This is a genomic window from Thermodesulfobacteriota bacterium, from assembly GCA_035325995.1.
GTDB lineage: Bacteria > Desulfobacterota_D > UBA1144 > Nemesobacterales > UBA2774 > JADLGH01.
In genome coordinates this window covers 218,707-241,066 of record DAOKYU010000005.1, presented here as the reverse complement: position 1 = coordinate 241,066, position 22,360 = coordinate 218,707, and the positions used below count along the sequence as shown (strand labels likewise).

19 protein-coding genes are annotated in these 22,360 nt (G+C 59.0%); 8 read left to right on the top strand and 11 right to left on the bottom strand.

Annotated features, from left to right (window positions below):
• Window positions 1-33: 33 nt before the first annotated feature.
• Together argH and PKC29_09020 are read right to left on the bottom strand one after the other, a co-directional pair.
• Window positions 34-1,428 carry an argininosuccinate lyase gene (gene argH, locus PKC29_09025; GenBank protein ID HML95554.1) on the bottom strand — a complete coding sequence of 465 codons (1,395 nt, stop codon included), beginning with the start codon at window positions 1,426-1,428 and terminating at the stop codon, window positions 34-36.
• Window positions 1,429-1,678: 250 nt separating this feature from the next.
• A complete protein-coding gene (locus PKC29_09020; GenBank protein HML95553.1) occupies window positions 1,679-2,113 on the bottom strand; it encodes a PPOX class F420-dependent oxidoreductase in 435 nt (144 codons plus the stop codon).
• A gap of 137 nt (window positions 2,114-2,250) precedes the next feature.
• On the opposite strand from PKC29_09020, the gene PKC29_09015 reads away from it, so the two are divergent.
• Window positions 2,251-2,763 (top strand): nitroreductase family protein, encoded by a 513-nt coding sequence (locus tag PKC29_09015; protein HML95552.1) that lies wholly within the window; start codon window positions 2,251-2,253, stop codon window positions 2,761-2,763.
• Window positions 2,764-2,776: 13 nt separating this feature from the next.
• Here PKC29_09015 and PKC29_09010 read toward each other — a convergent pair whose 3' ends face one another.
• Complete coding sequence (locus PKC29_09010; GenBank protein ID HML95551.1) at window positions 2,777-3,862, bottom strand: phosphotransferase; 1,086 nt, start codon at window positions 3,860-3,862, stop codon at window positions 2,777-2,779.
• Entirely contained in the window at window positions 3,859-4,791 is a 933-nt protein-coding gene (locus tag PKC29_09005; protein HML95550.1) for a sucrase ferredoxin, read from the bottom strand. The genes PKC29_09010 and PKC29_09005 overlap by 4 nt, the downstream gene beginning before the upstream one ends.
• Before the next feature lie 123 nt (window positions 4,792-4,914).
• On the opposite strand from PKC29_09005, the gene PKC29_09000 reads away from it, so the two are divergent.
• A complete protein-coding gene (locus PKC29_09000) occupies window positions 4,915-5,871 on the top strand; it encodes an ROK family protein (protein ID HML95549.1) in 957 nt (318 codons plus the stop codon).
• A 10-nt stretch (window positions 5,872-5,881) separates the two neighbouring features.
• Here PKC29_09000 and tilS read toward each other — a convergent pair whose 3' ends face one another.
• From tilS to katG, 5 genes are all read right to left on the bottom strand, one after another.
• Window positions 5,882-7,213, bottom strand: a complete 1,332-nt coding sequence (gene tilS, locus PKC29_08995; GenBank protein HML95548.1) for a tRNA lysidine(34) synthetase TilS — start codon at window positions 7,211-7,213, stop codon at window positions 5,882-5,884.
• 1 nt (window position 7,214) lies between these two features.
• Window positions 7,215-7,892 (bottom strand): DUF502 domain-containing protein, encoded by a 678-nt coding sequence (locus PKC29_08990; protein ID HML95547.1) that lies wholly within the window; start codon window positions 7,890-7,892, stop codon window positions 7,215-7,217.
• A gap of 6 nt (window positions 7,893-7,898) precedes the next feature.
• Window positions 7,899-8,183 carry an integration host factor subunit alpha gene (locus PKC29_08985; protein HML95546.1) on the bottom strand — a complete coding sequence of 95 codons (285 nt, stop codon included), beginning with the start codon at window positions 8,181-8,183 and terminating at the stop codon, window positions 7,899-7,901.
• Window positions 8,184-8,202: 19 nt separating this feature from the next.
• Window positions 8,203-10,614, bottom strand: a complete 2,412-nt coding sequence (pheT, locus tag PKC29_08980; protein HML95545.1) for a phenylalanine--tRNA ligase subunit beta — start codon at window positions 10,612-10,614, stop codon at window positions 8,203-8,205.
• 248 nt (window positions 10,615-10,862) lie between these two features.
• On the bottom strand, window positions 10,863-13,076 hold the full coding sequence (katG, locus tag PKC29_08975) for a catalase/peroxidase HPI (protein ID HML95544.1): 2,214 nt from the start codon (window positions 13,074-13,076) through the stop codon (window positions 10,863-10,865).
• A gap of 237 nt (window positions 13,077-13,313) precedes the next feature.
• On the opposite strand from katG, the gene PKC29_08970 reads away from it, so the two are divergent.
• Both PKC29_08970 and PKC29_08965 read left to right on the top strand, forming a co-directional pair.
• Window positions 13,314-14,216: a LysR family transcriptional regulator gene (locus tag PKC29_08970; GenBank protein ID HML95543.1), complete on the top strand. Its 903-nt coding sequence runs from the start codon at window positions 13,314-13,316 to the stop codon at window positions 14,214-14,216.
• An 87-nt stretch (window positions 14,217-14,303) separates the two neighbouring features.
• Window positions 14,304-15,476: a cysteine desulfurase family protein gene (locus PKC29_08965; GenBank protein HML95542.1), complete on the top strand. Its 1,173-nt coding sequence runs from the start codon at window positions 14,304-14,306 to the stop codon at window positions 15,474-15,476.
• Between the two features lie 7 nt (window positions 15,477-15,483).
• Here PKC29_08965 and argC read toward each other — a convergent pair whose 3' ends face one another.
• Window positions 15,484-16,524 (bottom strand): N-acetyl-gamma-glutamyl-phosphate reductase, encoded by a 1,041-nt coding sequence (gene argC, locus PKC29_08960; protein HML95541.1) that lies wholly within the window; start codon window positions 16,522-16,524, stop codon window positions 15,484-15,486.
• A 183-nt stretch (window positions 16,525-16,707) separates the two neighbouring features.
• Here argC and gap point away from each other — a divergent pair, with 183 nt between their 5' ends.
• The 4 genes from gap (at window position 16,708) to PKC29_08940 (ending at window position 21,400) form a co-directional block, all read left to right on the top strand.
• Entirely contained in the window at window positions 16,708-17,715 is a 1,008-nt protein-coding gene (gene gap / locus PKC29_08955) for a type I glyceraldehyde-3-phosphate dehydrogenase (GenBank protein ID HML95540.1), read from the top strand.
• Entirely contained in the window at window positions 17,712-18,932 is a 1,221-nt protein-coding gene (locus PKC29_08950; GenBank protein HML95539.1) for a phosphoglycerate kinase, read from the top strand. Before gap ends, PKC29_08950 begins: the two co-directional genes overlap by 4 nt.
• Window positions 18,933-19,041: 109 nt before the next feature.
• Window positions 19,042-20,127 carry a class I fructose-bisphosphate aldolase gene (locus PKC29_08945; GenBank protein ID HML95538.1) on the top strand — a complete coding sequence of 362 codons (1,086 nt, stop codon included), beginning with the start codon at window positions 19,042-19,044 and terminating at the stop codon, window positions 20,125-20,127.
• A 136-nt stretch (window positions 20,128-20,263) separates the two neighbouring features.
• On the top strand, window positions 20,264-21,400 hold the full coding sequence (locus tag PKC29_08940) for a glycosyltransferase family 9 protein (GenBank protein ID HML95537.1): 1,137 nt from the start codon (window positions 20,264-20,266) through the stop codon (window positions 21,398-21,400).
• Here the strand turns inward: PKC29_08940 and PKC29_08935 are convergent.
• Window positions 21,397-22,278, bottom strand: a complete 882-nt coding sequence (locus PKC29_08935; GenBank protein HML95536.1) for a nitroreductase family protein — start codon at window positions 22,276-22,278, stop codon at window positions 21,397-21,399. The genes PKC29_08940 and PKC29_08935 overlap by 4 nt on opposite strands.
• Window positions 22,279-22,360 lie beyond the last annotated feature (82 nt).

Genomic DNA, 22,360 nt, shown 5'->3' with positions numbered 1-22,360 from the left:
CACCCGGGTTGACCGGGATATGTTTTGAACGCTCTATACTTCTTTTTTCCAGGAAGCGATATCTTTTTTTGCCGTCTCTATCATTTCGAGGACGTTCTCACCGGCCGTACCGCCGTAGGACTTTCTGTTCCCGACCGACCCTTCGAGCGTTATATAATCAAAGAGGTCCTCGTCGAATGCCTTCGAGAACATCTTGTATTCGGAGATGTGGAGGTTGATGAGCTCCCTTCCTTTCTCCTCTGCATATCCTACGATCTTCCCCGTAACCTCGTGCGCTTTTCTGAACGGCATTCCCTTCCGTGTGAGGTAGTCCGCGATGTCGGTCGCCGTGATGAACCCCTCGCCGAGCGCTTTTTCCATATTCGCCCTTTTGAACTCTATCGTGTGAAGCATTTCGTGAAGGACGGCGAGGCAGGACTTCACCGTGTCGGCCGCGTCGAACATGGGCTCTTTATCTTCCTGCATGTCCCTGTTGTAGGAGAAGGGAAGCCCCTTCATTATAGTCAGTATCGCCACGAGGTCGCCGTAGACGCGGCCTGTTTTTCCGCGTATGAGCTCGGCCATGTCGGGGTTTCTCTTCTGGGGCATTATGCTGGAGCCCGTCGTGAACTCGTCGCCGAGGTCCACGAAGTCGAACTCCTTGGTAGACCACAGAACGAGCTCCTCGGATATACGGCTCAGATGCGCCATGAGGTTCGCCGATACGGATATGAATTCGATTATAAAGTCCCTGTCGCTTACCGTGTCTATGCTGTTCCGCGTGACTTCGGGGAATCCGAGCGCCGAGGCCGTGTGCTCCCTGTCTATCGGGAACGTCGTCCCCGCCCCCGCGCCGGCGCCGAGCGGCATCACGTTCACCCTTCCGAAGCAGTCTATGTATCTCTCCCTGTCGCGCTTTAGCATCTCGAAGAGCGCGAGGAGGTGGTGCGAGAGGAGGACGGGCTGCCCTCTCTGGAGATGCGTGTAAAGAGGGAGTACCGTGCCGAAGTTCTTTTCTGCGAGGTCTACTAACCTTTCCGAGATGAGACCCAGAAGCTCTACTATCTCTTCTATTTCTTTTCTGAGGTAGAGCCTCATGTCGAGGGTTATCTGGTCGTTCCGGCTTCTGCCGGTGTGAATCTTGCCCCCGACCTCGCCTATCTTCTCTATGAGTCTTTTTTCGATGTTGAGGTGGATGTCCTCGTATTCTTCCCTGAACGGAAATTTACCGGAGTCGATTTCCTTCTCTATCTGCCGGAGCCCCTTTATTATCTTCTCGGCTTCCTTTTCGGGGATTATGCCGTTCGCCGCCATCATCCCGGCGTGCGCGACGCTGCCCTCGATGTCTTCCTTATAGAGCCTCTTGTCGAAGTCTATAGACGCCGAGAACTTCTCGGCAACCTTATGCGTGCCCTTTTTGAACCTTCCCGCCCATGATTTCTTGATCACACTCGGCCTCCGCTTTAAGCCTTTATATTACCGTGATTTCTACGGCCTTAGAATATCGGGATTGTGAAACTATATCATGCGAGGGCAGTTAACTTAAGCCGAAGACGGCTGTTTTTTCTCCCGCCGCGCGGGAAGCGCCGGAGTGAAAGGTGTGTAAATAGAATTAGCCGGGTTTCGTTAACCCTGCAGCCACCGCGGGGTTAACGGCTTATTTGAAACGGAAGTTTCAGACCGGGCGGATTCAGGAATTTTACTTTCCGAGCCTTATGACGGATTCCGACCCGGCCTCGAGGTCTCTCACCTTGAGCAGCGGCTTCCCGTTTTCGAAGGATTCCCTGTCGATGCCCCAGCTCCACACGCGACGGGGCGTTACAACTATGTTAAGGCCATGCCCGAGCGGGCCTTCCATTTCGACGAGCTCGGCCGCGCCGTGCATTTTTATGCCGCGCGGCCTGAACGGCCTCGCCGATTCCACGTCGTCGACGACGACGGCCACGAGCGCGCCGCCGTTCCTGATGTTCTTGTATTTAAGCGTCTTCTCCATGTCGATGCTCGGGATTACCAGCCTGTCCCCGTCGAGCATGAATGAGACGGGGGCGACGTCCGGCTGGCCGCGCTTCGAAACGGTGGCGACCCTCGCCAGGCGCTGCGATTTCAGGTATTCCCTTTCCTTATCTGAAAACATAAACCCCTCCCGCGGCGCATGGTCCGTGTATGGACGCACCGCTTCAAGCGTGCTGCTATACTTATCAGTTAGTTGTACACGCGTCCCGTATGGATTCATGCAAGGGCGTTTTTTTAAACGGGAGAGGAGGCGAAAAGATGGAAGTATTCGACTGCGTAAGAACATTGAGCTCGATAAGGAGCTACGTTACAGGCGACGTTCCCGAAGAGGTAATCAGCGAGGTAATGGAGGCGGGAAGGCTCGCGCCGAGCGCCCGTAACCAGCAGCCCTGGGAGTTTATTCTCGTTACGGACAGGGCCGTGCTCGAGGCACTCGAAAGATACTGCACGAGCGGGAGGTTCGTATCGGAGGCCGCCTTCGCCGTCGTCGTCCTGACAGACCCGTCCAGCAAATGGCACGAGATAGACGGGACCCGCGCAGTGCAGAACATGGCGCTCACAGCCTGGGGGCGGGGGCTCGGCTCGTGCTGGATAGGCATGATAGACAAAAAGGGCCTCGCGCAGTATCTCGGCATACCCGGCTCGCTCAGCATCCTGACCGTGCTTCCCTTCGGATACTTCGACGAGGGGCTCGCCGGCCACGGGAAAAATCGGAAACCTCCGCACGAGGTATTCCATCTGAACCGGTTCGGTGTGAAGCCGGGGGATTGATCGCGCCGGGCGCTCAGGGCAGGACGGAGCCCGCGTCGAAGTCGAGGGCAGCCGCGAAATCCCTCGTGACTATGGCCCGCACGAGCTTCTTCACGCGTCCCGTAGCGCCTATGGACCCGACGTGGAAATGGACCGGGAAGCAGAGGTTAAGGAGAAGGCCGAGCCTGTAGTCCCTGACCGCGTCGTCCCTCGTGTAGCCGCCGACGCCGTCTTCGACGATTGTGTCGAACCATGTGTCCACGACTTCGTAGTGATATTTTCTCCGCTCGGAAACGGGTTCGCTCCCGGCCGTAAGCCTGGCCACGTCGAAGGCCCCCATGCTCCTTATCGCGAGCTGCCAGTCGAGTATGACAATGCGCTCATCCGAGCCCGGCTTCCCGAATAGAAGGTTGTCGGCCCTGAGGTCGCTGTGAACTATGGTTTTCGGACGGGAGTTTATCTCGCCGGCCAGCCACGGGGCGCACCTTCCGAGTTTTTCTCCGAGCTCGACCGCGCGCCTGTCGAGGAGCCCTCCAAAGTGCCCGATGAAGGACGGCCATTTCTCTTCGTAGTCCTGCCAGACCGGGTTCTCGTAGGGTATCCACTCAAACCCGTCGAGCTCGGGGCTCCCCCAGTACCGGGCGTGGAGCTTTCCTATATCCGCCGTAATTCCGAGGGCCTCTTTCTCGCTTATTCCCCGGATCTGGTCCCCGGGCCTTAACGCGCTCAGATCCTCCATCACTATAGCGTATGCCGGAGGCTCCATAACGGAGCCGTATATGCGGGGGAGCCTCATGGAAACGCCGGGAGCGACGTCCCTGTAGAACATTATCTCTCTCGTAAAGGCGTGGAGCTCTTCGCCCGCCTGCCTGTAGGATTCGGATTCGGGCTCGATTTTTATAACGAGCGACCCGGGCGCCCCCTCTTCCTTCACGTCGTAAGCCGGGACCGCCTTCACCACGCTGCTCATGAACCCCTCGACGCCGCCCAAGGGAAGTATCCTGAAACCTGTTACGCGCGATTTCCCTATGGAGCCGCCTTCTCTCAATATCAGCGTCAGCCATTCGGCCGTTATCTCGTTCACGTGAAGGGGGTTCTTTATGCCCGTCTGTGTAGTCATGCTTTCCCCGCCGCCGGTATTATGCTCACGCCTCCGTTTATAAACCCCGATACCCAGTCTCTTTTGCCGTCGCCGCAATTCTTGAGAACCTTTGCAACCCGCTTCGACTTGAGGACGTTCACCCTGTACGCCTCGCCCGTGCCCGGGGATATGAAATCGACGTCGATACCGTCATTGGTTTTCTTCTCGCGCTTGAGCGTAAATTCCGAAAGCCCTGTCCTGCCCGTTTCCGTCCTGAGGAAGTATTCCGCCGCCTGGGCCTCCGCGCTGTAGCAGGAGCGTCCGCGAAGGCTGCCGAGGTCTATCTCGCCGCGCACGTACTTGTCTATTACGTCGTCCGCCTTTTTACCTTCCCTCACCCTACCGTAGCAAATGCCGTGCGGGAGGCAGACGAACGTGGCGGCGAACCTGTGCCCTCCGATGTGGTTAGTCTGCCACACGTTCCGCCCGTGGGGGCCGGCGGCGGCTTCGAGGTATACGGGCTTCCCGAATTTCCCGCAGCACGTGTCGCGCTCGCCGTTCGTGCATACGATTACGAGGGGCTCTTTCCTCTCGTATTTATCGCCCTCGAACACGGAGTCCACGTCCAGCAGAGGGAGGTCTTCGTACGAGCCGAGGTTTATCTCGTAGAGCCTGGCGTCCGTATCCGACGCGCGCGAGATGAAGAGGCTTATGCCTTCGTCCCCACGCCCGTTTTGGCTCACGACCTGAAGGCGCGAGCCCTTGACTGCCTTCCCGATCTTCTTCAGCTTCTCTCTGGCGGCCTTCGGTATGGAGCTGTCCTTGTACGCGTCGCCGGACCATCTGCCCCTGTACTCTATGAGTATCCATCCGCTCGCCTCGGCCGCCGTGCCGTAGAGCGGCTCGCCGGCGCCGAGCGAATCCACGGCGCACAGCCCGAGCCCGCCCTTTTTTTTATCCTTGCTCAATGTGCCGCGCCTCTCGAATCCTTATGAATTTTGCTTCTTCCTTCGGCTTGTTTACAAGACGAGAACAATCGACGATATTTTACAGCAAAGCCGTGAATATTTAACCCCGGGACCGGTAATCGCATGGGAAAGACCGTAATAGGAATGGACATCGGAGGGACTAACCTCCGGGGCGCTCTCGTCACCCCGGAGGGCCGTATACTGAGGCAGCTCAGGATCGCGTCCGACGCGGACGACGGTATCGACGCCGTGGTCGAGAACATCGCGGGCCTTGTAAACGAGCTGGGCGGCGAAGGCGGCGTCTCGGGGGTCGGCATAGGCATAGCGGGGGTTATAGACTCAAAAACCGGCGTCATCACGCAGGCCCCCAATATCGCGAACGTCGTCAACTATCCCATACGGGATAACCTCGCCAAAAAACTCGGCCCGGGGACCAACGTTATCGTGGAAAACGACGCCAACTGCGCGGCACTGGGCGAATGGTGGATCGGCGCGGGGAAGGACGCCGCGTCACTCGTCATGATAACGCTCGGCACCGGGGTCGGCGGCGGAATCATCCTCGACGGGAGGTTATGGACGGGAGCCGACGGCATGGGGGGAGAGGTCGGACACATGACCGTCTACCCGGACGGCGCCCTCTGTAACTGCGGGAACCATGGCTGCCTCGAAAGCTACGCCTCGGCGACGGCTGTGAGAAGGATGGTGAGGGAGGCGCTCGCGGAGCCGGGCGTGAAAACCGTCCTCAGGGATATGATCCCCGGGTCTGACCCCGACGACATTCCGGAGGTCGTCATGAGCGCCGCTCTCAAGGGCGACGCGGCCTCTATCGATATTTGGGAGCGGTTCGGCGTCGCGCTCGGAATAGGCATGGCGAGCCTCGTCAATATCCTCAACGTCGAGATGATAGTCCTCGGCGGCGGGGTAGCCCGGGCGTGGGACATGTTCATAGGGCCCGCACGCGCCGAGCTGAAAAAACGCGGCCTGAGAGCCCCGGCCGAGAGGGTCGTGATCGAAAGGGCCGGGCTCAACGGCGACGAAGGCATACTGGGGGCGGCATACCTCGCCCTCGGCGGGCGGTGAAGGCGGCGTCCTAGAACCGCGGCCTTACGAGGGTCAGCTTCAAAGCCTTCTCCGGCTTGCCTTTTACCTTCGCCCGCTCGTCGATCCTCATCCCGCCTATCCAGACTATCTCTCCCGCGGAAAGGAATATCGGAACGCGCTTCCGCACGAAGGCCGGGACTTTCCTGTCGATGAAAAAGTCCTTCACCTTCTTCCGGCTTTTCATGCCGAGCGGGACGAACCTGTCCCCGGGTTTAAAGCTCCTTACCTCTACCGGAAACCTTACGGCCCCCGGGTCGAGATAAACGACGTCCTCTCTATCCTCTTCGAGCCCCGCTGCCGGGACCTCTTCCACCTCGACTTCGAGCTCGTCGAAGGTCCATTTTCCCGGCGTGGGAATCTCATGCGCAAACCCGCGGGCCAACTCGTCCTTCGTCGTCACGATGAAGGACCCGTGTCCCTTCACAATGACGCTTCCCCCAGGAAATACGGACTCTCCGGACGTTGCCATCGATGTCAGGAAGGCGTCCGCCGCGGAGAGGTGGATCGACGACACATTCTTGAGATTCTCCCTCGTTTCGGTGAGCGCACGCATAAGAACGGCGACTCTCACGGCCCCATGGAGACGGGTGTATTTGGCGAGGTCTCCCGTGAGCTCTCCCCGCTCGCGATTAAAAACCCTCCGGAATCCCTTTTCGGCCTCGCGGGAAATAAAATCCTCTTCGAGGCGCAGTATATCCGCCGTCCGTGCGAGGGTTTCCTTTATCTTCGGGTTATATTCCGAAAGACCCGGCAGGAGGTCGAGCCTTATCCTGTTCCTCAAATAATCCCTCTCCAGGTTCGTCGAATCGTCTATCCATTCGATCCCGCGGGACTTAAGGTAGCCCTCTATGGCCGCGCGGTCCGTCTCGATAAGCGGCCTCACGATATATTTTCCCGATACGGGAGGGATGCCCGAAAGCCCCCGCGTCCCGCTCCCGCGAAGGAGCCGCATGAGGACTGTTTCGGCCTGGTCGTCGAGGGTGTGGGCCGTAGCGATCCTGGCCGCCCCGTGCTTTTTCCGCACGCTCTCGAAAAATTCGTACCTCAGCACCCTGGCCGCGTCTTCGAGAGAGAGCCGGGACTTCTTTTTCTGCGCCGGCGCGTCCGCCTCGCCGAGCTCGAATTCCACGCCGAGGGATTCCGCCACGCCCCGGCTGAATTCAGCGTCGCGCGCGGCTTCCTTCCCGCGTATGCCGTGGTTAAGGTGCGCGGCTACCAGAGTGAGCTTGTATGCCTTGAGCTCGTGAAGAGCGTGCAGCAGGGATACCGAGTCCGCGCCGCCGGAAAGGCCGACGACGACACTGTCTCCCGGCCGGAGCATGTCATACTTCTCGATTGTTTTTCGTGCCCGGGAGAGCATTTTCCGATGTATTGGCGGCGAGTCCGCCCGACATTATTATCCTGAATGCGTCTTCTATGCTTATATGAAGCTCTTTTACGTCCTCTTCCGGCAGCATGACGTAATATCCCGTGGTCGGGTTAGGCGTCGTAGGCACGAATATGCCTACGAGATTCCTTTCGGACCGGTTAAGGGGCGTACCGCTTTCGAGGTTTCCCGTGATAAAGCCTATCGAGTACATGCCCTTCCTCGGAAACTCCAGGAGGGCGACCCTCTTTATATCCTTGATCCCTTTCCCCATGAAGACGGTTTCTATTACCTGCTTCGTCGCGGTGTATATGGTCCGCGCGAGGGGGATACGCGTTATGACGGCTTCGCCCAGGCCGACGAGCTTGCTGCCCAGTATGTTCCTGGCCAGGGCCCCGACTATAAGGACGATGAGGAGCGTCCCCAAGAGCCCCGTGCAGAAGAGAAGGGCTTCGTAAACGCCTTTTGGAAGGTCTGCATACGGGCCGCCCAAAACCCTTCCGGGTATTGCGCTTACGAGGCCGACGATCCACGTGCCGAGCTTGAATAGTATGAATAGTGTGAGGCCGAACGGTGCGGTGACCAGTATCCCGGCCAGGATATTATTCCTGAAAAAACTATAGATATGCTTCATGCAGCATCATGCTGTCTGCTTGTCTATGGCGTCGCGGAGGAACCTGCTGGGCTTGAACACGACCGCCTTCCTCTCGGCGATTTCTATAGTTTCGCCCGTTGCGGGGTTGCGGCCCTTCCTGGCCTTGCGGTTCTGGACACGGAAGCTGCCGAACCGGGGGAGCTTTATGCCCTCGCCCTTGCTTAGCCTCTCCTTGGCTATTTCGAAAAAGAATTCTACTATTTCCGCGGACTCCCTCTTCGAGAGACCGATTCTGGTGTGTATTACGTCTGCCAGCTCTTTTTTAGTCATCTCTTTACCCCTCCATTCGCTATATTGTACGTAATTCGGCACCCAGAGCCAATCGAAGTTTCTTAAGCGCCTTGTCCTGAATTTTGTTGATTTCCTCTTCCGTGAGCGTTTTGTCCGCGGCCCTCAGGTGGAGCGAAACGGCGACGCTCTTCTTCCCTTCCTGCACCGTACCGCCCGTGAATACGTCGAATATCCGGGCGTCCTCTATAAGGCCCGAGCCCATGGACCTTATCTCGTCAATTATACTCCCTGCGGAAACGCCCTGGTCCACTACGAGCGCGATGTCGCGCCTTACGGACGGGAATTTCGGAAGCGGCCTGAATTCGCCCTTCTTCCCCGCCGTGAGACGTGCGGCGGCGTCGAGGTCCATCTCGGCGACGTACACCCTCCTCGTGAGATCGAGCCTTTCTCTTAACCCGGGGTGAAGCTCGCCGGCGTAGCCGACGACCTCGCCGTCTATGACGATCTCGGCGGACTTTCCGGGATGGAGGAATGCGATTTCAGGCGCCGCTCTGAACGAAGCGCCTTCCTGCGCGTGGAGCGCGCCGAGCGCTTTTTCGAGCACCGCCTTTAAATCGAAGAAATCGAATTCCTCCCTGTCCCAGAGCTCAGGCTGTTTCCTTCCGGTTGCGGCCGCAGCCAGTTTGCTGGTCTCTTTCGGAAGCTTATCTCCCGACGAGGGGATATAAATCTTCCCCGTCTCGAAGATCCTTATGTCGCTCTCCTGCCTGCTCAGGTTAAGTAGCACGTTCTTTACGAGTCCGGCCGTAAGGCTCGTCCTCATGACGGCCCCGTCCTTGCTTATCGGGTTCAGTATCGGGAGCGCCTTTTCGGGGCTGAAGAGCCCGAGAAGCTCTTCGTCCTCGAAGCTGTAATTTATCGCCTCGTAGAAACCGTTCGCCGTGAATACTTCCCTGAATTTAGCCTGTACGGCCCTTCCGCCGCCCGGGAGCTCCGTCTTCATGGCGACGGCCGGGAGCGTGACGGGCACGTTGTTATAGCCGTAAAGCCTGGCCGTCTCTTCTATGACGTCTATTTCGCGGGTGAGGTCCACCCTGTACGTCGGCACTCTAAAAGCAAGAACCCCGTTCTCCGACGACAGAAGCTCGAGCCCGAGCCTCTTCTGTATCGATATTATTTCTTCTTCGCTTATGTCGGTGCCGAGTATGGCGTTCACGCGCGAAGCCGTGACGCTCACGACCGCGGGCTCGATTATGACGGGGTTCTCGTCTATCCTGCCGGCGGCTACTTCGCCCCCGGCGAGCCCGGCGATGAGCCCCGCCGCCCTGTCGAGCGCCTTTACGACGCCCTCGGGATCGACGCCCCTTTCGAACCGGTAGGAGGATTCGGATTTGAGCCCGGTTTTCCTGGACGTTTTTCTTACGGTATCGGGGCTGAAATAGGCGCTTTCGAGGAGTATGCTCGTCGTCCCCCCGGTGACCTCGGTATCCGCCCCGCCCATGACGCCCGCGAGCGCAACGGGCCCTTCGCCGTCGCAGATGAGAAGGTCGTCGGCGGAGAGCTTCCTTTCGACGCCGTCGAGGGTCGTGATCGTCTCGCCGTCCCCGGCCTGCCTCACGACTATCTTCTTCCCCCGGACGAGGTCGTAATCGAACGCATGGAGCGGCTGGCCTAATTCGAGGAGGACGTAGTTCGTAACGTCCACGACGTTATTGATGGACCTTATCCCCGACGATTCGAGCCGCGTCTTCATCCACCGGGGCGACGGGCCTATCTTTACGCCGCTTATCACTCGGCAGGTGTACCTGGGGCAGCTCTCGGGCGATTTTATCTCGACGGATACGTAGTCGCCGACGGGGCTCCCCGACTCCTTCACCGACGTATCGGGATACCCTGCCGTGCCGGAAAGCACGGCGGCTGCCTCCCTGGCCGTCCCGACCACGCTGAGGCAGTCGGGACGGTTGGGGGTTATGCCTATTTCAAGGAGGACGTCGTTAATGCCTAGTTCGTCTATGAGCCGCGTCCCCGGAACCGCGCCGGGCGGAAGAATCATGATGCCGTCCGATTCTATTCCCAGCCCGAGCTCGTTCTCGGCGCAGAGCATGCCTTCGGAGACCTGCCCTCTTATCTTCGCTTTTTTGATGGTGATTCCCTCGGGAAATTTCGGCCCCGGCGGGAGGACCGTGCCCGTCCTCGCCAGCGCGACCTTGTCGCCCGTTTTCATGTTGCTCGCCCCGCAGACGATCGGATATTCGGCCCCGCCGTCCGAAACCCTGCAGAGGGAGAGCTTGTCGGCGTCCGGGTGCTTACCCATATCGAGTATCTCGGCGACGACCACGTCTTCGAGGGCTTTGCCCACGTATTCTATCGATTCCACTTCGAGCCCGGACATGGTCAGCCTGTCGGCGAGCTCCTCCGGAGAGACGGAGAAATCGACATACTCCTTAAGCCAATTGAGGGATATTATCATTGTTCAGTGACCCAAAATTTAATAATTACATATTCTTAGGGCCGGGTCAATACTTTCGCCGGAAGTCCCGGCGGGGGAAGAGGGCAGGCGGGTGAGCGCCTTGTCGGCCCCGGTCCCGGGCTCCTTTTCCGTACCCGGCGGCTCTTCAGCTATTCACAGGGCCTAAAAAAGAAAGGCGGCGATCCCCGGTTCGGGGGATTGCCGCCGCTTCTCTTCACAAGGAGGAGGATATGGTCAAACTCTTTTTTTTAGTTCTGATAGATGAGGTCGAAGCGGTCGAGGTTCATCACTTTATTCCACGCCGCCACGAAGTCGTGAACGAACCGCTCCCGAGAGTCGTTGCATCCGTAGACTTCGGCGACGGCCCTTAGCTCGGAGTTCGAACCGAAGATAAGATCGACCCGCGTAGCGGTCCACTTGAGCTCGCCCGTCTTGCGGTCGCGGAGCTCGAATTCCTCTTCGTCCTCCGAAGTCGCCTTCCACACCGTACCCATATCGAGCAGGTTGACGAAGAAGTCGTTCGTCAGAGCCCCGGGGCGGTTGGTAAAGACGCCGCGGCGGGAATGATCGAAGTTGGTGTCGAGCACGCGCATGCCGCCGAGGAGAACCGTCATCTCGGGAACCGTCAGCGTCAGGAGCTGGGCCCGGTCGACCAGCATTTCCTCGGGCTTTACGGTGTAACGGCCCCTGAGATAATTCCGGAAACCGTCGGCCTCGGGCTCGAGGTATGTGAAGGATTCCACGTCTGTCTCTTCCTGGGACGCGTCGGCGCGCCCGGGCGTGAAGGGCACCGTAACTTCGTAACCGGCGTTCCTCGCGGCCTGCTCGACGCCCGCGCATCCGGCGAGGACTATCAGGTCGGCGAGTGAAACCCTCTTGCCGTCCGTCCGGGAGTCGTTGAATTCCTTCTGTATGCCTTCGAGGGTTTCGAGCACCTTCGCCAGCCGGGGCGGATCGTTTACTTCCCAGTCTTTCTGCGGCGCGAGGCGAACGCGCGCGCCGTTGGCGCCGCCGCGCTTGTCGGAGCCGCGGAACGTCGAGGCCGACGCCCATGCGGTCGATACAAGCTGGGGCACCGTCAGCCCCGAGGCGAGTATCTTTGCCTTGAGCGCCGCGGCGTCATTGTCGTCTACGAGTTTGTGCGTGACCGCGGGTATAGGGTCCTGCCAGATGAGGTCTTCGTCAGGGACTTCGGGGCCGAGATAGCGCGAGCGCGGGCCCATGTCGCGGTGCGTGAGCTTGAACCACGCGCGGGCGAAGGCGTCGGCGAACTCGTCCGGGTTCTCGTAAAAGCGCCTCGAAATCGGCCCGTATATCGGGTCCAGCCTGAGAGACAGGTCGGTCGTGAGCATGAACGGCGCGTGGCTCTTCGACGGGTCGTGCGCGTCGGGCACGGTGCCCGCGCCGGCCCCGTTTTTGGGTATCCACTGGTATGCTCCCGCCGGGCTCTTCGACAGCTCCCATTCGAAACCGAAGAGGTTCTCGAAAAAGTTATTGCTCCACTTCGTCGGGGTAGTGGTCCATGCGCCTTCGAGTCCGCTGGTGATGCAGTCGCCCCCATTACCCGTACCGAAGCTGTTCTTCCAGCCGAGGCCCTGCTCCTCTATGCCTGCGGCGGCGGGCTCGCGCCCGACGTACTTGGCCGGATCGGCCGCCCCGTGGGTTTTGCCGAACGTGTGTCCTCCGGCGATAAGCGCGACGGTCTCTTCGTCGTTCATGGCCATGCGGCCGAATGTCTCGCGAATGTCGCGGGCGGCTGCGATGGGGTCGGGGTTTCCGTTCGGCCCCTCGGGGTTAACGTATATGAGGCCCATCTGCACCGCGCCCAGGGGATTCTCCAGCTCGCGGTCGCCCGTATAGCGCTTGTCGCCGAGCCATTCCGCCTCGGAGCCCCAGTAGATGTCTTCCTCTGTCTCCCAGACGTCCTCGCGCCCGCCTGCGAAGCCGAACGTCTTTAGCCCCATCGATTCCAGCGCGCAGTTGCCTGCCAGGATCAGGAGGTCGGCCCAGGAAATCTTCCTGCCGTACTTCTGCTTTACAGGCCAGAGCAGCCGGCGCGCCTTGTCGAGGTTCGCGTTGTCGGGCCAGCTGTCGAGCGGTGCGAAGCGCTGGCTGCCGGAGCCTCCGCCTCCGCGGCCGTCCGCTACGCGGTAGGTCCCGGCGCTGTGCCAGGCCATGCGGATAAAGAACGGCCCGTAGTGCCCGTAGTCGGCCGGCCACCAGTCCCGGGACTCGGTCATAAGATCGAAAATGTCTTTCTTTACTGCATCGAGATCAAGTGTCTTGAACTCCTCTCTGTAGTTGAATTCCTCGCCCATAGGGTTGGACGAGGGGGAGTGCTGGCGCAGGATGTTCAGCCGGAGCATGTTCGGCCACCATTCCCTGTTCGATGTGCCGCCCCCTGCGCTGTGCTTGGACATTCCGCCCGAGAACGGGCACTTGGCGGCGCTTTCGGTATTCATATCTCCTATAACAGCGTCGTGAGCTAATGCGTTCTTCTCACTCATTTTTTGTCACCTCCTCTTTGAATGCTTGCTGTCGGAGTAATATTATGAACTCCCGACCTATAGTCGTCAAATATTCATTATCTATGTAATAGATAGGCAATGCCTATGCTAATTTATCTCCTGCATGGTAAAATGTATTAACTACGGGTCCCGGGGGGGCACGGGACGCCTGTGTAGCCGGGGAGATAACGTATGGAGCTTCATCAGCTTAGATACTTCGTGGCAGTCGCCGAGTCGGGCGGGTTCAGCAAGGCCGCCCGGAGGTGCTACGTCGCCCAGCCCTCGCTCAGCCAGCAGGTAATCAAGCTGGAGCAGGAGCTCGGGCAGAGGCTTTTCGAAAGGCTCGGAAGGCGCATAGCGCTCACCGAGGCTGGAAGGGCGCTCCTGCCGCGTGCGAGGCTCGTTCTTAGCGAGGCAGGGAACATAAAGTCGGGCATAGTCGAGGACGTGGCCGAAGGTGTCGGCACGCTTTCCGCGGGGCTCATTCCGACGATAGCGCCATATCTCCTCCCGGGTGCGCTCAAGAGATTCTACGCCGGCTATCCCCGCGCCCGCATATCGCTCCAGGAAAACCTTACAGACATGCTGGTGAGGGGCATAGTAGACCTCGAAATCGAGGTCGCCGTCATGAGCCTGCCGATAGAAAACAACCTGATTACGACGGAGCCGCTTTTCGACGACCCGCTTTACCTGGCCCTCTCGCCGGGCCACGAGCTCCTTAAAATGCGCGAGATAAGGGCGAAGGACCTGAGGAACGTCCCCTTCATCGCCCTCGATGAGGATCACTGCCTCGGCGAGCAGATAAATAACTTCTGCTACGAGAGGCAGATAAACCCCGAGGTCGTATGCAGGACGTGGAACCTCTCGACGATTCAGCACTGCGTCTCGTTCGGAAACGGGGTTTCGCTCGTCCCGCTGATGATGGTGCTTACGGACACGTCGAACACCTGCATTTACAGGCCGATAAAGGGCCGGTCGCCGAAGAGGACCGTGGTTGCGGCGTGGCACAGGGACCGGAAGCCTTCGCGTCTCGCGCGCGAATTCATAGGGATGGTGAAGGACGAGTATGCCTCGCTTCTCGAAAGGGCGAAGTGAGCATTCTTCCCAGCGGCTCTTGCGGCCTGTTAAGACTGCGCGCGGCTTGTGTAAACTAAACTAAATCCCGATACGGGTTTTGCCGGTATGAAGAAAGTGTATCTCGACTACAATGCGACTACTCCAGTCGACCCGAGGGTCCTCGAAGCGATGATGCCGCACTTTAAAGACGGCTTCGGGAACCCTTCGAGCATCCACGCGTTCGGGAGCGCCGCGAAAGCCGCGCTCGACGAGGCCCGTGAGAAGGTCGCCGCCCTCCTCGGGGCCGGGGCGAGGGAGATACTCTTCACCTCCGGCGGGAGCGAGGGCAATAACCTGGCAATAAAGGGGGCGGCGTTCGCCGAGAGAGGGCGCGGGGGAAAGCACCTCGTAACGACGCGGGTCGAGCACGATTCCACTCTGGAAGCGTTCATGTATCTGGAGTCGCACGGGTTTAAGGTGACGTACCTCGGCGTGGACAGGAACGGTCTCGTCGATCTCGACGAGCTCCGCGAAGCCGTCACCGGCGAAACGAGGCTCGTCTCCGTAATCTACGCGAACAACGAGACGGGCGCGGTGATGCCTGTCGGTGATATCGCTGCCATCGTAAAGGAAAGGGGCGCTCTCTTTCACGTGGACGCCGTACAGGCGGCGGGCAAGATGGGAATCGACTTGAAGAAGATCGATGCCGACCTGGTCTCTATATCGTCCCACAAATTCTATGGCCCGAAGGGGGCCGGTGCGCTCTACGTAAGGGAGGGGCTCGCGAGGCGCCTCACTCTCACGCCGCTCATACACGGCGGAGGGCAGGAGAGGGGGCTGAGGTCGGGCACGGAAAACGTCCCGGCCATTGCGGGGCTCGGGAAGGCCGCGGAGCTTGCGCTCGGCGAGCTCGACCCTGACAGGGAGAGGGTGGGGAGGCTCCGCGACGAGCTCTTCGCCCGCATATACTCAGGGGCAGGAGGCGTCACGCTTAACGGGCAGCCGGACGGCATGGTCCGGAACACGCTCAACCTGTCGTTCGAGGGCGTTCACGGCGGCTCGCTCGCGATGGCGCTCGACCTCGAAGGCATAGCCGTCTCGACGGGCTCGGCGTGCTCGGAGGGGAACGTCGATCCCTCGCACGTCCTCCTGGCCATGGGGCGTACAAGACAAGAGGCTCACTCGTCTGTCAGATTCAGCCTGGGAAGATTCACCACACCGGAAGAGATAGAGTACGCCGCCGGGGCTGTCGTATCTGCCGTGAAGAGGATAAGGGCGCTTAAGGGTGCGGGCTCTTAAGCCGCGCTCAGGGGAAAAGAGGCGGAATATCGAGACCCGCCGATTCCTCGAAGCCCATCATTATGTTCATGTTCTGGACAGCGACGCCCGAGGCCCCCTTGACGAGGTTGTCGATCACGGACACGATCACGGCCGACTTCGATTCCGGATCGGCCTTTAAGCCTATGTCGCAGAAGTTGGAGCCCTTCACCTGGGACGTGGACGGATAGACCTTCTCGGGCGAAATCCTGACGAACCTTTCGTTCTCGTAATGCTTTCCGTAGAGCTCCAGGAGCTCCCCCGTCGTCATCGACTTGTTCAGCCTGACGTATATTGTCGAGAGTATGCCCCTGTCCATGGGGATGAGGTGCGGCACGAACTGTACCCTGAGATCGATGCCTGAATACTCACGCATAACCTCTTCTATCTCCGGCATGTGCCTGTGCTCGCCGACCTTGTATGCCTTGAGTCCCTCGTTGACCTCGCAAAAATGGGTGTCGAGGGAGGGGCTTCTGCCCGCGCCGGACACGCCGGATTTCGAGTCGGCTATGACGAGACCGGGCTGGAGAAGCTGCTCCCACGCGAGGGGGAGCAGGCCGAGTATGACGGACGTCGGGTAGCAGCCGGGGTTCGCCACGATCTTCGCGGATTTGAGGCGCTCCCTGTTTATCTCGGGGATGCCGTACACCGCTTCGGGGATGAGCCCCGGATGCGGGTGCTCGCCGTACCAGACTGTATATACCTCGTGGCTCAGCCTGAAATCGGCCCCGAGGTCTATTATCCTGACGTCCCTTTTGTAGAGCTCGCCCACGACCTTCGCCGATGCCCCGTGGGGCAGGGCAAGGAATACTACGTCTATATCTTCCGGGAGTGTTTCGGGATCGAGGGGTTTTAATTCCAGATCGCAGAACCCGGAAAGGTGCGGGAAGACGTCGGATATCCTCTTCCCGGCGTGCTTATCCGCAGTCAAATGTGTAATATCCACGGAGGGATGTGTAAGGAGAAACCTCAAAAGATCGCTCCCCGTGTAACCGCTCGCCCCCAGTATCCCGACTCTTATTTTCCGCATAAGGATTGAAAATATACGGTAAAATTGTCAAATACAAGTTTGGGGGGAGAATTTCCCTTCGCCGATGCGCAGGAAAGGACCCCCGGGAGCCCGTGCTATACCTTGACGCGCATTATTTGTAAAGGTAATTTTTAGAGGATTTTCTTCAAATTAAATAACATTTCAATTACGTGGAGGGATTAGATGTCTATCAAGGTTGGGATTAACGGGTTCGGAAGAATCGGGAGGCACGTTCTCCGTATCGGGCTCGAAAGGGAAGGGCTCGAATTCGTAGGAATAAACGATATATCCGATTCCAAAACGCTTGCCCACCTTTTTAAATACGATTCCGTATTCGGCCCGTACAAAGGAGATGTAAAATCCGAAAACGGACATATAATTGTAGATGGAAAGGCTATAAGGGTATTCACGGAGAGGGATCCGAAGAACATACCGTGGCAGGATACGGGGGCCGAGATCATAGCGGAAGCCAGCGGGGTTTTCCGTTCGAGGGAAGCCGCGGGCGCGCACCTCGGCAGCACGGTCAGGAAGGTCGTAATCACCGCGCCCGCCAAGGGTGAAGTGGATTTCACGACCGTGCTGGGCGCGAACGAAGGGGATTACAGCAACGATTTCGACGTCATATCCAACGCCTCGTGCACGACCAACTGCTTTGCGATGATAGTAAAGGTGCTTCACGAAAACTTCGGAATAAAGAGGGGTGAGATGACGACTATCCACTCCTACACGAACGACCAGCAGATCCTGGACGCCCCTCACAAGGACCTACGCCGCGCAAGGGCGGCGGCCCTTTCCATAATCCCGACGAGCACCGGCGCCGCGAGCGCGATAGAGATAATCTACCCCGTGCTCAAGGGCAAGCTGAGCTCGGTGTCCATGAGGGTGCCGACGGCCGACGTCTCCGTCGTCGATTTCACCTGCGAAGTGGAAAAGGACACGACGCCCGAAGAGGTAAACGAAAAATTCAAACAGGCGGCGAAGGGCGAGCTGAAAGGCTACCTGAGATACGTCGAGGAAGAGCTCGTATCGTCCGACTTCATAGGCGATCCGCACTCGGCGATTCTCGATTCCCAGCTCACGTCCGTCGTAGAGGGCAACCTCGTAAAGGTAGTAGGCTGGTACGATAACGAATACGGATACTCGTCGAGGGTAGTGGACCTCATCGAGTACATAGGAGAAAGGCTGAAATGAGTAAGCTCGTTATATCCGACCTCCCTGATTCGACATACAAGGGAAAACGCGTTTTTGTCAGGGTTGACTTCAACGTGCCGATAAGGGACGGGAAGATAAGTGAGGATTACAGGATAAGAAGGGTGATCCCCACGATAGACTATCTTGTCGAGAGGGGCACAAGGGTGATACTGGGCTCCCACCTCGGAAGACCGAAGGGCATAGTGATGCCCGAGCTTTCGTTAAAGCCCATTGCGGACCGCCTCTCGGAGCTACTCGGAAAGTCCGTGAAATTCACCGGAAAGGTGACGGGGCCCGAGGTCAAGGAGTCGATAGACTCGCTCGCCGACGGCGAGGTGATGCTGCTCGAAAACCTTAGGTTCCACAAAGAAGAAACCGACAACGCCCCCGAATTCGCGAAAACGCTCTCATCTTACGCCGACATTTACGTTAACGACGCGTTCGGCACGTCTCACAGAAAACACGCCTCGACTTACGGTATGGCCGCCAATTTCCAGGTGAAGGTCGCGGGCTTTCTCGTAAGCAGGGAGCTCAAGTTCCTCACCCGGCTCCGCGAAGACCCCGATCGTCCTTTCATAGTCATAGTCGGCGGCGGCAAGATAAAGGACAAGATACACGCTCTTCAGAGCCTGATAGACAAGGCCGACAAGGTGCTCCTCGGGGGCGGCGTCGCATACACGTTCTTAAAGGCCAAGGGCGTCAGGATAGGGAACTCGATAGTAGAGGACGACCAGGTGGCATGGGCGAAGGACGCGCTTTCGACCTACGGCAAGAAGATACACCTCCCCGTCGATCACGTAGTAGCTAACAGCCTGGAAAAAAGAAAGAACTGCATGGTCGTGGACGGCTCCATACCCGACGACCTCCAGGGCTTCGACATAGGCCCCAAGACGGCCGCGAAGTATAACCACCAGATTAAGGGCACGGGCTCCATATTCTGGAGCGGCCCCATGGGCGTATTCGAGGTCGGCGATTTCTCGGCCGGGACGACGCAGGTCGCGCGTGCCGTTGCGCTCGCCACGTGGCGCGGCGCGACGACGGTCGTGGGCGGCGGCGAGACGATAGCCTCCATAAGGAAGGCCGAGGTGCTCGACTCGGAGATCACCCACATATCGACCGGCGGCGGAGCGCTTCTCGAATTCCTGGGCGGCGACGAGCTCCCCGGAATATCGATTCTGAACGACAGGGAAGAGCGCATGTCCCTGGCCGCCAATTGAAGACCGATTGTCGATCGGGCTTTCGCTCGGGTGTAATTTATTTTAAACTTCTGATAATCTCCGGCGCAGCTGTGCCGCCAATCTCAAATACCGTAAGAGGAGTGCGAAAATGGCAAAAGTAAAGAGCACGGAAGGGATAGATTCGATATCGAAGCTCCTCGGAAGCGAGGCCGACTACCTTCTCAACCACAAGAGCAAGACCGTACCGAAGAGCCAGCTCCACCTGCCCGGCCCCGATTTCGTAGATCGCATACTGATCCCGTCCGACAGGCCAAACTCCGTTCTCCGTAACCTCCAGCTCATGTACAACACGGGCAGGCTCGCGGGAACGGGCTACATGTCGATACTACCCGTGGACCAGGGGATAGAGCACTCGGCCGGGGCGTCGTTCGCCCCGAACCCGATTTACTTCGACCCGGAGAACATTGTGAAGCTCGCGATAGAGGGCGGCTGTAACGCCGTCGCCTCGACGCTCGGCGTCCTCGGAGCCGTTTCGAGAAAGTACGCGCACAAGATCCCGTTTTTAGTGAAGCTGAACCACAACGAGCTTCTGACGTATCCGAACAAGTTCGACCAGATAATGTTCGCAAACGTCGACCAGGCGTACCAGATGGGCGCGGTTGCCGTGGGCGCGACGATATACTTCGGCTCGGAGGAGAGCGACCGCCAGATACAGGAAGTATCGGAGGCCTTCGCCTACGCTCACACGCTCGGGCTCGTGACGGTGCTCTGGGCCTATCTCCGTAACCCGGCGTTTAAAACGGACAAGGCGGATTACGACCTCGCTGCCGACCTTACGGGGCAGGCGAACCACATAAGCGCGACGATAGAGGCCGACATAGTGAAGCAGAAGCAGGCCGAGAATAACGGCGGCTTCCTCGCCCTCAAATTCGGGAAGACGGATCCGCGCGTCTATTCGAAGCTTACGACGGAGCACCCGGTAGACCTCACCCGCTACCAGGTAGTGAACTGCTACATGGGCCGCGCGAGCCTCATAAACTCGGGCGGCGCTTCGACGGGCAGCGACCAGGACGACCTCGCGCAGGCCGTGAGAACGGCAGTCATAAACAAGCGGGCGGGCGGCATGGGCCTCATCACGGGGCGGAAGTCCTTCCAGAAGTCGATGAAGGAAGGGGTGGAGATACTGAACGCGGTTCAGAACGTCTACCTCTGCGGCGACGTCACGATAGCCTGAGCCCGGCCGTTCAAGATCACGGCCCTTTCCCGGGCTCCGGCTGCGAAACCGGCGATTACCCCTCCCGGGGTTCCTACACTATTCCTCCGCTAGGATTTATAATTGAGTGCGGGCGGACAGCCGCCCCTGCCTCGTCATGAACTGGAAAATAGAAGGGCTCAAAAGGATCGACGGCATCCTCGGGGGGATTGCGTGCGGCATTTCGAGGCTCATCGTGAGCCCGGGGAAGGGTCCCCATAACACTCCTCTGAAAATACTCGTAATAAGACCGGGCGGCATAGGCGACGCCGTGCTCCTGTACCCGGCGCTCTCAGCGCTGAGGCGAGAATTCCCCGGCTCGCCGATTCACGTACTCGCCGAGAAGAGAAACGCCGGGATTCTCGTGGACTGTCCCTATATCGACGGCGTCCTCCTCTACGATTCCTCGCCGCTTGGAACCCTCGCCGGCGTCGTCAAAGAGGGATACGACATCGTGATAGACACGGAGCAGTGGCACCGTATGACGGCCGCTCTCGCATACCTCACCCGCGCCCCCGTGAGGGCGGGATTCGCCACGAACGAGAGGGCCCGGCAGCTCACGCACACCGTACCGCACGGACGCGGGGATTACGAGGCGGTGAGCTTTCTCAATCTGGTCTCCGCAGTAACCGGGAAAGAATACGCGTTCGACGAGGACAAGCCCTTTTTGCCGATAGACCCGAGCAAATATGGGAAAATTCTTTCCGCGCTGGACGAGTTTAAAAGCGGGAAGAGGGGCGTGGTAGGCATATTCACGGGCGCGACTGTTAAGGAAAGGCGGTGGGGGACCCGGAAATTCGCCGGGCTCGCAAAGGCGCTCGCGGAAGAGGGGCTCGGCGTGGTGCTCCTGGGCGGGCCGGGGGACGTGGAAAGCTCGGCGGAGGTCAAAAAGGGCCTTGACTGTAACAGCGTCCTCGACCTTGCGGGAAAGACGCCGCTCATGGAAACGGCGGCCGTTATATCCACGCTCGACCTGCTGGTTTCGGGGGATACCGGCCTCATGCACATCGCGTACGGAGCCGGCACCCCCACGGTTTCTCTTTTCGGTGCGGGCATCGAGGAAAAGTGGGCCCCTCGCGGGCACCGTCACGCGGTTATAAACAAGCGCCTTCCCTGCAGCCCGTGTACGGAGTTCGGATACACACCGCCATGCCCCTACGGAGTCAGATGCCTCCGTGAGATAAGCGTGGAGGAGGTGAAGGAGTCGGTGCTGGACCTCCTGTCTTTAGCCTCGACGAGCGCGTCTTCCGGTTAAACGCCCTTTTCTTCGAGGCCCGGCGGCACTTCGCCGTAGTAGATCGAGTCCTCTTCGTAAAGGGCCTTGATCTTGTCCTTCGGCATGTCGGGCATGTCTTCCTTATAGCCGAACATCCTGCACACGTGCCTGAGCTCCTCGTCCCTTCCAGGCAGCGGGTCTTTCGGCTGTATCATGTTCTCGGCGATGAGCTCCTGCTTTACCGCCTGGTCTTCCTTGAGGGGGTTGCCGTAGGTGTTGTAGTGATAGAGCCTGTCGAAGCGCTTTCTCGGCCTCTGTCCCGGCGTTTCGGCGGCATAGCCGACTGCCATTATCCAGAGAGGGACGATGTTGTCGGGCACGCCGAGGACCTTCGGGAATTCGGCCGGCTTTCTGCCGGTCGCGAGGAGGCAGCACCCGAGCCCGAGCTCTGTCGCAGCGAGGAGCGAGTTCGCTATGGCCTGCCCGGCCTCGACCCTCAGCAAATCCTCGGCCTTATCCCTCGGAAAGCTCATCAGGCGGGGATAGGTGCTCTCGGTCAGTATCTTGTACGTCCACCCGTGCGCCGCGGTGATGGCGCGGGCCGGGAACAGGACGGCGAAAGACTCGACTAGCTCCTTATACCACGCGTCCATGTTGACGAGCCACGCGATTACTATCGGGGCCGTCCTGAGCTGTATCTCGTTGAAAGTCGAGGCGCACTGAATGAGCTCCTCGAACTTGTCGGCGGGGTAGGTCTTCTTGTCGATGACTATGGCCTCGGTCGAGCCGCAGTTACCCTGGCACGAGGCATGCCGCGCGGCCTGGAGCATCCTCTGTATCTTCCAGTCCTCGACATCCTTCCAGGGTTTGAAAAACCTTATGCTCCTTCTGTTTCCTATCGCTTCCATCAGTTCCATGCGGGTGTTCCTCCTGTCGTTTATGTCTTACACCATTTAACAGCACGAAATTTTCTTGTCAATGGGAATCTTTCAGGACGGA